Below are 12,516 nucleotides of genomic sequence, written 5' to 3'. Positions count from 1 at the left end.
GAAGGACTGACGCCGCATGATCCTGCTCCTGTCGACGTCCGACACCGACCTGCTCAGCGCCCGTGCCTCCGGCGGCCCGGTCGGCTTCCGCTACGCGAACCCGTCCCGGCTCTCCGCCGAGGACCTGCCGCAGCTCCTGGAGGGCACGGATCTCGTCGTCGTGCGTCTCCTCGGTGGTGTCCGCGCCTGGCAGGAGGGGCTCGACCAGGTTCTCGCCACCGGTCGGCCCGTCGTCGTCCTCACCGGTGAACAGGCCCCCGACGCCCAGCTGATGGCCGCCTCCACGGTGCCCATCGGCATCGCGGCGGAGGCGCACGCCTACCTCGCGCACGGCGGCCCCGCCAACCTGGAACAGCTGGCCCGCTTCCTCTCCGACACCGTGCTGCTCACCGGCCACGGCTTCGAGCCGCCCGCCCCGGCCCCCGCGTGGGGTCCGCTGGAGCGGACCGCCCGGGACGTCACAGGACCGACGGTCGCGGTGCTCTACTACCGCGCCCACCACATGAGCGGGAACACCGCGTTCGTCGAGGCGCTCTGCACCGCCGTCGAGGACGCGGGCGCACGCCCCCTCCCGCTGTACGTCGCCTCGCTGCGCACCCCCGAGCCCGAGCTCATCGACGAACTCCGCGCCGCGGACGCCATCGTGACCACCGTCCTCGCCGCGGGCGGCACCAAGCCCGCCACCGCCTCGGCCGGCGGCGACGACGAGTCATGGGACGCGGGCGCCCTCACCGGCCTCGACGTACCCGTCCTCCAGGCGCTCTGCCTCACCAGCCCGCGCGCGGCCTGGGAGGAGAACGACGAGGGTGTCTCCCCGCTGGACGCGGCCACCCAGATCGCCGTCCCCGAGTTCGACGGCCGTCTGATCACCGTCCCGTTCTCCTTCAAGGAGATCGACGAGGACGGTCTGCCCGCGTACGTCGCCGACGCCGAGCGCGCCGCCCGGGTCGCCGGGATCGCCGTGCGCCATGCGCGGCTCCGCCACATCCCGGCCGCCGAGAAGCGGATCGCGCTCGTCCTGTCCGCGTATCCGACCAAGCACTCCCGCATCGGGAACGCCGTCGGTCTCGACACCCCCGCCAGCGCCGTCGCCCTGCTGCGCAGGCTCCGTGCCGAGGGCTACGACTTCGGGCCTGAGGAGGACATCCCGGGCCTGGTCTCCGGCGACGGTGACGAGTTGATCTACGCGCTGATCGAGGCCGGCGGTCACGACCAGGAGTGGCTGACCGAGGAGCAGCTGGCCCGCAACCCGGTCCGCATCCCCGCCGCCGACTACCGCCGCTGGTTCGCCACGCTCCCCGCCGAGTTGCGCGAGGCCGTCGAGCAGCACTGGGGCCCGGCGCCCGGCGAGATGTTCCTCGACCGGTCCCGCAACCCGGAGGGCGACATCGTGCTCGCCGCCCTTCGTCGCGGGAACCTGCTGATCCTCATCCAGCCGCCGCGCGGCTTCGGCGAGAACCCGATCGCGATCTACCACGACCCCGATCTGCCGCCCTCGCACCACTACCTGGCCGCCTACCGCTGGATCGCCGCGTCCGCCGACGACAACGGCTTCGGCGCCGACGCGATGATCCACCTGGGCAAGCACGGCAACCTGGAGTGGCTGCCCGGCAAGAACGCCGGCCTGTCCGCCGCCTGCGGCCCCGACGCCGCGCTGGGCGATCTGCCGCTGGTCTACCCGTTCCTGGTCAACGACCCGGGCGAGGGCACCCAGGCCAAGCGCCGCGTGCACGCCACCCTCGTGGACCACCTCGTCCCGCCGATGGCGCGCGCCGACAGCTACGGCGACATCGCCCGCCTCGAACAGCTCCTCGACGAGCACGCCCAGATCGCGGCGATGGACCCGGCCAAGCTCCCGGCCGTCCGCGCCCAGATCTGGACCCTCATCCAGGCCGCGAAGCTCGACCACGACCTGGGCCTGGAGGACCGGCCGGAGGACGAGGGCTTCGACGAGTTCATCATGCATCTCGACGGCTGGCTCTGTGAGATCAAGGACGTCCAGATTCGCGACGGCCTGCACGTCCTCGGCAGCGCCCCGGCCGGGAAGGACCGCGTCAACCTGGTCCTCGCCGTCCTGCGCGCCCGCCAGATCTGGGGCGGTACGGCGTCGCTGCCCGGCCTGCGCGAGGCGCTCGGCCTCGACGAGTCGGCGGCGACCCGCACCGCCGCCGACGAGACCGAGGAGCAGGCCCGTGCGCTCGTCCAGGCGATGGACGACGCGGACTGGGACCCCGCCGCCGTCGCCGGTGTGGCCGCGGGACGCCCGCAGGCCGTCGCCGACATCCTCGACTTCGCCGCCCGGGAGGTCGTGCCCCGCCTCGCCGCGACGACCGACGAGCTGGACCACGCGGTCCACGCGCTGAACGGCGGCTTCGTCCCCGCCGGTCCGTCAGGTTCCCCGCTGCGCGGCCTGGTCAACGTCCTGCCGACCGGCCGCAACTTCTACTCCGTCGACCCGAAGGCGGTCCCCTCCCGCCTCGCCTGGGAGACCGGCCAGGCCCTCGCCGACTCGCTCCTGGAGCGCTACCGCGCGGACAACGGCGACTGGCCCACCTCGGTCGGCCTGTCCCTGTGGGGCACGAGCGCCATGCGCACCGCGGGGGACGACATCGCGGAGGCGTTCGCGCTGCTCGGCGTACGCCCCGTCTGGGACGACGCCTCGCGCCGGGTCACCGGCCTGGAGCCGATCCCGTACGAGGAGCTGGGGCGCCCCCGCATCGACGTCACGCTGCGGATCTCCGGCTTCTTCCGCGACGCGTTCCCGCACACCATCGGCCTGCTCGACGACGCCGTCCGCCTGGCCGCCTCCCTCGACGAGCCCGCCGAGCGGAACTTCGTACGCGCCCACACCCAGGCCGACCTGGCCGAGCACGGCGACGAGCGGCGTGCCACCACCCGCATCTTCGGCTCCCGGCCGGGGACGTACGGTGCCGGTCTGCTCCAGCTGATCGACTCCCGCGACTGGCGTACGGACGCCGACCTCGCCGAGGTGTACACGGTGTGGGGCGGCTACGCCTACGGCCGTGAGCTGGACGGGCGTCCGGCCCGGGACGAGATGGAGACGGCGTACAAGCGGATCGCGGTGGCGGCGAAGAACACCGACACCCGTGAGCACGACATCGCGGACTCGGACGACTACTTCCAGTACCACGGCGGCATGGTCGCGACCGTACGCGCGCTGAAGGGCACCGCCCCCGAGGCGTACATCGGCGACTCGACCCGGCCCGAGACGGTCCGCACCCGCACCCTGGTCGAGGAGACGTCCCGGGTCTTCCGCGCCCGGGTGGTCAACCCGAAGTGGATCGAGGCGATGCGCCGCCACGGTTACAAGGGCGCCTTCGAGCTGGCGGCGACGGTCGACTACCTCTTCGGGTACGACGCGACGACGGGCGTGGTCGCGGACTGGATGTACGACAAGCTGACCGAGGCGTACGTCCTGGACCCGACGAACCGCGCGTTCCTCCAGCAGGCGAACCCCTGGGCGCTGCACGGCATCGCCGAGCGCCTCCTGGAGGCCGAGTCCCGGGGTATGTGGGCGAAGCCCGACCCGGCGGTGCTCGAAGCGCTGCGCCAGGTCTTCCTGGAGACGGAAGGCGACCTGGAGGGCGAGGACTGACCGGCCGCCGAGGCGGGGTGCGGGGAGGGCGCTCCCCGTTGCTGCCTCCCCGCGTCAGGTCCACGCTGGGTAGATGGGTGATCAGCCGAACTCCGAGCTCCTCACCTCCGTGGAGCGTGCGTTCCGCCTGATGGAAGCCGCGGGGGCCCACGCGGCCGGGGCGCCCGCGGCGCAGCTCGCGCGCGAGGCGGGACTGGAGTCGGACGCCGCAGGGCCCCTGCTGCGCGCGCTCACCCGGGACGGATATCTGACCGAGCTCGGTGACGGCGGGTACGTCATCGGTGACACGGTCGACCGGCTGCGCGCCGCTCACCGCGGGGAGGGGCGGCTCGCCGGTGTCCGGCCCGCCCTGGCCGCCCTGCGGGACGAAAGTGCGGCCGCCGCCTATCTGACCTTGTACGAGGACGGCGAGATCCGTGTCGCCGAGATCGTCGACGGACCCCAGGCGCCCCGGGTCGACCTGTGGGTGGGCTTCGAGGAAGCCGGTCACGCCACCGCCCTCGGCAAGTGCGTCCTGCGCGAGCTGGACGAGAAGGCGCGCGGCGAGTATTTCTCCCGGCACCTGCTCGACGACCTCACGCCCCACACGATCACCCACCGCGAGGAGCTGATCCAGCGGCTCGACGCGCTGCCGACTCCGTCCGTCATGGACCGCGAGGAGTACTCCCTCGGCACGGTCTGTATCGCGGTGCCCGTGTACAGCGGGGGCACGCTCGGTTCGCTCGGCATCTCCTTCAGAGCCGACAGGATGTACCGGACCACGCAGGTCCGCGAGGCGCTGTTGTCCGCTGCGGACCGGGTGAGCCGGGACCTCTCCTTCCCCCTCTGACCGTCTCGCCGGCGGGGCCCCGTGGCTGCGGAGGGCGGACGCGTGGCGCGCAGGACGCACACGACCCGTATGGCGTTCCTCACAGCGAAAGCACAGGCGCGGGAGGCAACTGCACCCTTTCGTCTTTTCTGTCTGTCCCGATGTTGTGGTAGTGGCCGGAACGGGTGAAGAACACGTGACGGTTGATCATCACCTCGGCCATACGATCGCTTCGAGTCGCATTGCGTGCCCCATTCCGCTGCGGCCCCTTCCTCATCTTTCGTACACCGAAGGGCACTTGTGAAGATTCGCCGGATTCTCGCCACAGCCGTCGCCGCCGCGGTGACCACCCCTGTCGTGCTGCTGTCGGTCACCCCTGCGTTCGCCGACGAAAAGCCGGCGGCGCAGACGCAGGAGAAGCCGTCCGTCGCGGAGCTGGAGAAGGCCGCCGCCGCGGCGCAGGCGGCGTACGACGCCGCCCTGAAGGCCGAGAGTGACGCCGAGGCGGCGCTGGAAGCCACCACCTCCCTCACCCACCCCCTGAGGGCTGCCGTCGAGGCCGCCGAGGAGGAGGCGGCGAAGGCCGCCACCGCGAAGACCGCCGCCGACCAGGCGGTCCTCGAGGCCCAGGCGGAGTTCGAAGACCTTCCGGATACGGCCACCGACGACGAGGAGACCGCCGCGGCGACGAAGCTCGCCGAGGCGCAGGCCGCCGCGGTAGCCGCGGACGAGGCCAAGGCGACCGCCGACGCCGCGGCCCAGGAAGCCCGGACCGCGCTCGACGACGAGAGGGTGGCCCTGGTCGGGAAGATCGACCAGGCCCAGAAGGCGGTCGAGCAGACGCTCGCCGCCAAGACCGCCGCCGACGAGGCGCTGGACAAGGCGAAGGACGAGGCGGCCGAGGAGGGCGAGGGCGGAGAAGAGGGTGAAGGCGGTGAGGGCTGTGTCCCCGAGCCCGAGCTCACCACCATCGTCACGGGTCTGCCGTCCACCGTGGTCGCCGGCACGAAGGTCAACTTCAACCTCCGGGTGACCAACGGCACAGACAAGACGATGGACGAGGTGTTCCCGTTCGCCTACGTCCACGCGACCGACGAGAGCGGGCTCAACGACATCGACGACCTGGTGCGCCTGCAGTGGTCGTCCGGCTCGTCCACGTCCTGGAAGACCGTCGACAACGTGCACTTCATGGACGCCATCAGCCCGCTGAAGGCCGGCGCCCACGCCGACGTCAAGATGCGCCTCGCGGTCGACGCCTCGGCCCCGGCGGGCAACGGCGTCACCTTCGTCACCGGTAACTACTTCAACGACGACGACACCTGCGGTGAGAACCCGGACTTCGAGGACTACGAGTTCATGATCGCCGCCGCGGGCAGCAAGCCCGGCAAGGTCCCCGACGCGAAGCCCGCGACCGCGCCGAAGCCCTCGGGCCTCACGCCGCAGAGCGGTGGGTCGGCCACTCCGGTGACCGGCACCCTCGCCGCCACGGGCTCGTCCGCCCCGACGTCCCAGCTCGCCCTCGCGAGTGGCGCCGCCCTGGCGATCGGCGCCGGCGCGGTGTTCGTCGTACGCCGTCGCAAGGCCGGCTCCCACGCCTGACGTCTGAGCCGGGGTGCCCGCCAGGCGCCCCGGCCGCACACCGACCCCCGGCGGGGGCCCCCCCCCCCCGGGGGGGGGCCCCCCCCCCCGCCCGGGGGGGGGCCCCCCCCCCCCCCGCCCCGGGCCCCCGGGGGGCCCCCGCCCCCCCCCGGCGGGGGGGGGCCCCGCCGGCGTTAGGGGGGGGGGGGGCCCCCCCCCCGGCCCCCGGGCCCCCCCCCCCCCCCGGGGGGCCCCCCCCCCGGGGGGGGGGGGCCCCCGCCGCCGTCGACGGGTTCGTCGCCGCCGCCCTCGGCGCCGGGGCCTCCGGTGACGCCGTACAGCCCCGTCGAGCTGGGGCTCCACGGCCGTCGGGCTCTCGCCGAGGACGCCGGGGTCTCCCCCGACGCACCGGATCGCACCGGCTCACGATCGTCGGTGACAACGGGTCCTTCACCGACCCGGACGGGTTCGTCCGGGAGGCGGCCGGGCAGTGGTTCCCGCTGCGCCGGCCCGGTCGGCGTGGCACGATCACACAGGTGACGAGCAGACCCGCCGACGCCCGGCAGTTGCGCGACCTCGCCCGGCTGCGCCGCGTGCGCGACCGGATCGACCGGGAGTACGCGCAACCGCTGGACGTCGAGGCGCTCGCGCGGGGCGCGAACATGTCGGCGGGCCACCTCAGCCGCCAGTTCCGGCTCGCCTACGGCGAATCGCCGTACAGCTATCTCATGACACGCCGGATCGAGCGGGCGATGGCGCTGTTGCGCCGCGGCGACCTCAGCGTCACCGACGTGTGCTTCGAGGTCGGCTGCTCCTCGCTCGGTACCTTCAGCACCCGCTTCACCGAACTGGTCGGGATGCCGCCCAGTGCCTACCGGCGCCAGGTGGAGAGCGGGGCGGCGGGGGTGCCGCCGTGCGTGGCGAAACAGGTCACCCGACCCGTCAGGAATCAAGAAGTCCGCGCCCCGGGTCCACCGCTAGCGTGAGTGCCATGGACATCACCATTCACACCAGCGTCCTCCCGCACGACGACCCGGACGCCACCCTCGCCTTCTACCGCGACACCCTCGGTTTCGAGGTCCGTAAGGACGTCGGAGCCGGCACGATGCGCTGGATCACGGTCGGCCCCGCCGACCAGCCCGGCACGTCCATCCTGCTGGCGCCGCCGGCCGCCGACCCCGGCATCACCGACGACGAGCGCCGCACCATCGCCGAGATGATGGCCAAGGGGACCTACGGCTGGATCCTCCTGGCCACCAAGGACCTCGACGCCACCTTCGAGAAGCTGCAGTCGGGCGACGCCGAGGTCGTCCAGGAGCCGACGGAGCAGCCGTACGGCGTCCGCGACTGCGCCTTCCGCGATCCCGCGGGCAACCTGATCCGCATCCAGGAAGTGCGCTGAGCCGGAGCACACGCCTGTCGGTCACCGGGGCCGGACTCCTGGCGGCCCCCGATGGTTGTAGACGTGTCGGGACAGATCAGCGCTCTTTTCGGTCACGACATCGCGTCAGTCCGTCGAGGGGCGCCCAACTGCCCTCACCGGCACGCCGCTTGCTGCCATGCTGCTCCGGCTCGAACCAGAACCAGTAGCAGATGGAGCACCTCACATGGCTGATGTCCAGCCCAGCACCGCGCCCGGCGCGAACGTTCAGAGCCCGTCAGGCGCGGGTCAGTTGTCAGGTCTGGCCATGAAGCGCCGCGGGCCCGTCGCTGTGTGGCTCGGCCTGACGCTCATCACCCTCGGGATCTACCAGCTGGTCTGGTACTTCAAGATCCACAAGGAGCTGCAGGAGTTCGACCGGCGCCAGAACCTGAAGCCCGGGGGCAGCGTGCTGGTCCTCGTCTTCCTGGGCTGGACCGTGATCGCTCCGCTGATCTCCTTCCGTAACACCGGGAAGGCCATCGCCGACGCCCAGCGTGCGGCAGGTCTGCCGGTGACGTGCAGCCCCGCGACGAGCATGTGGCTGATGTTCGTCTTCGGCCTGAACGTCTGGTACATGCAGCGGCAGCTCAACCTGGTCACCGACGCCTACCCGGACGTCGCACCCGGCACCGGGGTGTCCCTCGCGGCCTGACGTCCGGTCCCGCCCGGTGTGGACGGCCGCCCGATCTCCTCGGGTGGCCGTCCACACCTGCGCGGCCGGCGCGTGCGGTGCGCCCGTCACCTCCGCCAGAACAGGTGGTGCGTCACGCCGCTCGGGCTGGGCACGACGTCGAGGTGGTACCGGTCGAGCAGCTCGTCGGGGGACTCCCAGAGCCGCACCCCGGAGCCGAGCCGCACCGGCGAGACCGCCACATGCAGGGTGTCGACGAGGCCCGCATCCAGGAACTGCCGGATGGTGGAGGCCCCGCCGCCGAGCCGGACGTCCTTGCCCTGAGCCGCCTCCCGTGCCTGTTCGAGGACCTGGGCGGGCTCGGCGTCGACGAAGTGGAACGTGGTGTCGGAAAGCGTGAACGAGGGGCGCGTGTGGTGGGTCAGGACGAAGACCGGCGTGTGGAAGGGCGGCTCGTCCCCCCACCAGCCCCGCCACTCCTCGTCCGGCCAGGGCCCCCGCTGGGGCCCGAACTTTCCGCGGCCCATGATCTCGGCACCGATGTTGCGTGAGAAGTCCCGCGTGAAGTAGTCGTCGAGACCGCGGCTCCCGCCGGGGTCGGTGCGGTTGGGCCAGCTCGCCGTGGCGCCGGCCCAGGCGAGGAGATCCCCGGGGTCGGCGTCACCGAACGGTCTCTCGAGGCTCTGGTTCTCACCGGCACCGAAGCCGTCCTGCGACACGGTGAAGTTCTGGACTTTCAGTAACTGTTCCACGGTTCACTCCTGTAATCGAAGACAGTGAGGAGACTGCCGGTCCCGTCCGAACTCATCGCTCCCGCACCCGGATGTCGGGCACCGGCGTCCCGGACGTCCGGTCCACCCCGCCGCACCGCTCTCACCCTCGGGGGGGACCGGACTCCACGGTACGGGGGAGGACGCGTCAGCCCGCTGCCCTCCGACTGACGTGCGACGGGTGAACATGCGGGCATCGCGCTACGTCGCGGGCGGGACACCGGCACTCTGCTGAGGTGGGGAGCAGCGGGGGACACGGCCCCGGTGCAGCCTGCGGACGCGAGCCGAAGGGGGCGCTTCAGTGCATTCCGGTGGAGCACGGCCATACCGTCAGACACAGGCGGCGGGCAAGCAGGCCGACCGGGCCGGGGCACAGGCACAGGACGCCGTCCTGCCGGCGGTTCCGGTACAACCACGTCGCCCGCCCGGTGAGCAGCGTCAACGCCCGGTGCCTCGCCATGTCGCGTGCGTGATGGACGGAAACGGCCGGTGGGCACAGCAGCGCTCCCTGCCGCGTACGTCGGGGCACAGGGCGGCAGAGGCGACGGTGATCGATGTCATCGAGGCGGCACGGTCGGCCGGGGTCGAGTGGCTCAGCCTGTACGCCTTCTCCACCGAGAACTGGCGACGTCCGGGCGACGAGATCGACTTCCTCATGCGTCTGGTGCGCAGGGTGGTGCGCAAACACGCCCCGCTGCTGCACGCACGCGGCATCCGCTGCCGGGTCCTCGGAGCCGGGGACCCCAGGATCCCCGCCACCCTGGCCCAGGACTTCGCCGACCTGATGACCCTCACCGAGGCCAATCGGGGCATGACCCTGACGGTGGCGTTCGACCACGGCGGACGCCAGGACATCGTCTCCGCGGCGCGGTCCCTCATCCGCGCCGGGGTGTCCGCCGACACCGTCGACCAAGCACGCTTCGCCGCGCATCTGCCTGTTCCCGACACCCCTGACGTGGACCTCGTCATCCGTACGTCCGGCGAACAGCGCATCTCCAACTTCATGCTCTGGCAGGTGGCCTACGCCGAGTGGATCTTCCCGTCGGTGCTCTGGCCCGACTTCCGTGCCCCGCACTTCCTTGAGTGCCTGCACGACTACCGAAGCCGCGACCGCCGCTTCGGCGGCGTGACACCGCAAGCGAACGGAGAGCCTCACAGGTGAAGAACACGGACAGCGGCCACTGCAGCCGGACCGGCCCCGGCGCCACCACGGGCCCGTACGAGAACCCGGGCCGGGAGGCCACCGGCCTGCCGACCGACTCCCTGTTCGGCCCCGGTGCGCAGTTCCACCGCTTCTTCAACGACCCCCGCTGGGCGCTGGCCGTCGTCAGGGCCACGGTGCTCGAAGCCGCCCACCCGCAGATCGGCGCGGCACTGGCAGACAACTCCTCCTTCGTCGTGCACCCGTGGCGTCGGCTGCGCAACACGCTTGTGAGCCTGCAGCGCATGTTCGGAGCCGACGACCACACACGACAACGGGAGGCCGCACGGCTCAACCGCCTGCACGCACGGCTGAGCGGCACGGACGCGCGCAACCGGCCCTACGACGCGATGGACCCCGAGGTGCGGGCCTGGGTGGTCGCCACGCTCTTCGAGAGCTCCGTCACCATGTGCCGACTGAGCGGGCAGCCCCTGGAACAGGTCACCATGGAACGGCTCTACGCCGAGTTCCAGGCCTTCCTCGCCGCCCTGGGGGACCAGGCGGGGCACCTCCCGCCCACCTTGCCCGAGTTCTGGCAGTACTACGACCGGATGGTCGAGGAGGAACTGCAGAACACGGAGGCGCTGCGGATCATCCTCTACAGGCTGTTCGAGCACCTGCCGGCCCCGCCGCTGTTCGCAGGTCTGCCCACGATCTGGGCGACCGGCCGGGCGCTGGCCGGGCCGGTCATCGGCACCGTCACCGTGGCCTCCCTCCCCGAGGCATTCCGGCGGCGGGCGGGGCTGCCGGAGGTTCCCGGGGCCCAGACCCTGATGCAGAGCGCCTACATGGCCGCGCGCCTGGCCCGCGCCCTGCCCGACAACTGGCTCCAGACCGAGAACGTCATCGGTCTGCTCCACCTGTCACCGGACGGCGACGGCCCCTGGGCCGAGACACTCACCACTCTGCGAGCCCGGACGAAACGGGCCGGTGCACTGCTGCGGCTGATCACTCCCGTACCGGCACAGCAGGACGGCACGGGCGGGACCGAGAACCTGCGTAGCACCCGCGAGTTCTTCACCGAGGTACTGGACCAGACCGGGGACGGCCATCTGGACTGGCCCGATCTCGCCGCCATGGCACGGGAGCTCTGCTCCCGTCTCGACCTGGACGAGCCGGAGGAGACCCGGCTGTACGACGCGTTCGCCGCGTGGTGGAGGGAACTCCAAGGGGCCCTGGACAGCGACGGTGACGGCCGGGTGAGCGAGGAGGAGTACGCGGCCGCGACCCCGTCCCTGGCGGGGCCGGCACTGATCAGGGTCGCCGAGGTCCTCTTCGACGTCACCGACGCGGACGGCGACCAGTTCATCGACGCGGAGGAGTACCGGGCCCTGTTCAGGAGAGGCTTCGGGCGGTCCGTCGTGGACGCCGAAGGGCGCTACTCCCGCAGCGCGTTCGTGCGGGACTTCCTGTCCTTCATGTCGGGCCGCCGCCGCTCGACCCCCTACGACCCGCTGCTTTCCGAGGCGTAGGGCTTCGACGTATCGCGGGACGTGGGATGCCGTGGAAGACCTGGCTGGTGTGCCAGGAGCGGTGGGCGGCGGCGACGGGGCGGACGCCCGGCCGGGGCCCGATGAGCGGGCGGCCCGCGAGCGTGGTGACGTGCTGGCGGGCGGCGGTGCTGTGGCCGACGAAGCTCTGCGAGACCAGGATGCTGTGGCCCTCGTCAGGGCCCTCGCCGAGACCGAGTACGCCTTTGTCGAGCAGCTTGTGGTGCAGCGAGCACAGGCACAGCCCGTTCTCGACGTCATCCGGTCCGTCGAACGCCCACCAGCGCACATGAGCGGCCTCGAGCCCGACCGGCACCGCGCCGATCCGACCGTCGTACCCGCAGAACGCGCACCGGTACTCGTACGCGGTCAGGACCATCTCCCGCATCCGCCGGTCCCGCTGCCTGCGCGCGGCCTCGATGCTTCCGGTTCCGGCCTCATCCGGCTCCAGGCCCACGGCTTCGCACAGCTCACCGTGGAGGGAGGGCGGGAAGTTCCGATCGAGCAGCACCCGTGTCATCCGGCCGAGGAGCGACGGTTCCCGCCGCAACGCCGCCCGTAGCTCCGGCGTCAGTCGCCCGGAAGCGCCGGTTGCACGCAGTTCCCTGACCCCGGTTCCAGGACTGCCCGGCCCGCGCTCGGTGCGCACCTCCCACACACCGTCACTCACCAGGTGATGGAAGGGATAGGCGGGCGTCGTCCGGTTACCGGGACCGTATTCGGCCAGCAGCCCCCGCAGGTCCTCCTCCACGGCGCTGTACCGCAGCTCGCCATCAGCGTCCTGCTGGAACCGGCCGAGCGCGTACAGGAGCAGCAACGGTTTGTGCGGCGCCCGCACCCCGATCCGCGTCCACTGCCTCAACTGCGCGGTGCGCTCGACCCAGTCCATGATCGGCGATCGTAACGGCGACGCGCCGCAGCGCTCGGTGGAGGACGAACGGGTCGTGACGCAGATCAGGGCTGACCGCCCACGGCGATGGCGGCTCGGTACCAGCAGGT

Annotated in this window: 10 protein-coding genes; 8 read left to right on the top strand and 2 right to left on the bottom strand. The window is 72.0% G+C overall.

Annotation, left to right across the window (positions count from 1 at the left end; genetic code table 11):
- Positions 1 to 16 precede the first annotated feature (16 nt).
- The 6 genes from cobN (at position 17) to ACFYSH_RS09950 (ending at position 8,077) form a co-directional block, all read left to right on the top strand.
- Positions 17 to 3,616: a cobaltochelatase subunit CobN gene (cobN, locus tag ACFYSH_RS09975; protein WP_359464000.1), complete on the top strand. Its 3,600-nt coding sequence runs from the start codon at positions 17 to 19 to the stop codon at positions 3,614 to 3,616.
- A gap of 73 nt (positions 3,617 to 3,689) precedes the next feature.
- The gene (locus ACFYSH_RS09970; RefSeq protein WP_359464003.1) at positions 3,690 to 4,445 is read left to right on the top strand and encodes an IclR family transcriptional regulator C-terminal domain-containing protein; all 756 of its coding nucleotides are present in this window, start codon (positions 3,690 to 3,692) and stop codon (positions 4,443 to 4,445) included.
- A 279-nt stretch (positions 4,446 to 4,724) separates the two neighbouring features.
- Positions 4,725 to 6,023, top strand: a complete 1,299-nt coding sequence (locus ACFYSH_RS09965; protein WP_359464005.1) for a peptidase — start codon at positions 4,725 to 4,727, stop codon at positions 6,021 to 6,023.
- Between the two features lie 515 nt (positions 6,024 to 6,538).
- Positions 6,539 to 6,988, top strand: a complete 450-nt coding sequence (locus ACFYSH_RS09960; RefSeq protein WP_359464007.1) for a helix-turn-helix transcriptional regulator — start codon at positions 6,539 to 6,541, stop codon at positions 6,986 to 6,988.
- A gap of 5 nt (positions 6,989 to 6,993) precedes the next feature.
- Positions 6,994 to 7,404, top strand: a complete 411-nt coding sequence (locus ACFYSH_RS09955; RefSeq protein ID WP_359464010.1) for a VOC family protein — start codon at positions 6,994 to 6,996, stop codon at positions 7,402 to 7,404.
- Between the two features lie 205 nt (positions 7,405 to 7,609).
- A complete protein-coding gene (locus ACFYSH_RS09950) occupies positions 7,610 to 8,077 on the top strand; it encodes a DUF4234 domain-containing protein (protein ID WP_388751730.1) in 468 nt (155 codons plus the stop codon).
- Between the two features lie 86 nt (positions 8,078 to 8,163).
- Here ACFYSH_RS09950 and ACFYSH_RS09945 read toward each other — a convergent pair whose 3' ends face one another.
- Positions 8,164 to 8,808: a dihydrofolate reductase family protein gene (locus ACFYSH_RS09945; protein ID WP_359464012.1), complete on the bottom strand. Its 645-nt coding sequence runs from the start codon at positions 8,806 to 8,808 to the stop codon at positions 8,164 to 8,166.
- A gap of 466 nt (positions 8,809 to 9,274) precedes the next feature.
- Here ACFYSH_RS09945 and uppS point away from each other — a divergent pair, with 466 nt between their 5' ends.
- Positions 9,275 to 9,988, top strand: coding sequence for a polyprenyl diphosphate synthase (gene uppS / locus ACFYSH_RS09940; protein WP_359464015.1), 714 nt, complete (start codon positions 9,275 to 9,277; stop codon positions 9,986 to 9,988).
- Positions 9,989 to 10,074: 86 nt separating this feature from the next.
- Positions 10,075 to 11,499, top strand: a complete 1,425-nt coding sequence (locus tag ACFYSH_RS09935; protein WP_388751996.1) for an oxygenase MpaB family protein — start codon at positions 10,075 to 10,077, stop codon at positions 11,497 to 11,499.
- Here ACFYSH_RS09935 and ACFYSH_RS09930 read toward each other — a convergent pair.
- Positions 11,444 to 12,406, bottom strand: a complete 963-nt coding sequence (locus ACFYSH_RS09930) for a phosphorothioated DNA-binding restriction endonuclease (protein WP_359464017.1) — start codon at positions 12,404 to 12,406, stop codon at positions 11,444 to 11,446. The genes ACFYSH_RS09935 and ACFYSH_RS09930 overlap by 56 nt on opposite strands.
- Positions 12,407 to 12,516: the final 110 nt, after the last annotated feature.

Source organism: Streptomyces sp. NPDC005791 (genome assembly GCF_042871485.1).
Taxonomy (GTDB): Bacteria; Actinomycetota; Actinomycetes; order Streptomycetales; family Streptomycetaceae; genus Streptomyces.
Note: the sequence above shows the minus strand (reverse complement) of the source record. Positions and strands in the feature narration are given on the sequence as shown.

Excerpts from the sequence above, each read along its gene's own strand:
- cobN (WP_359464000.1), top strand. The coding sequence starts at position 17 with ATGATCCTGCTCCTGTCGACGTCCGACACCGACCTGCTCAGCGCCCGT.
- ACFYSH_RS09950 (WP_388751730.1), top strand. The coding sequence starts at position 7,610 with ATGGCTGATGTCCAGCCCAGCACCGCGCCCGGCGCGAACGTTCAGAGC.
- ACFYSH_RS09955 (WP_359464010.1), top strand. The coding sequence starts at position 6,994 with ATGGACATCACCATTCACACCAGCGTCCTCCCGCACGACGACCCGGAC.
- ACFYSH_RS09930 (WP_359464017.1), bottom strand. The coding sequence starts at position 12,406 with ATGGACTGGGTCGAGCGCACCGCGCAGTTGAGGCAGTGGACGCGGATC.
- ACFYSH_RS09970 (WP_359464003.1), top strand. The coding sequence starts at position 3,690 with ATGGGTGATCAGCCGAACTCCGAGCTCCTCACCTCCGTGGAGCGTGCG.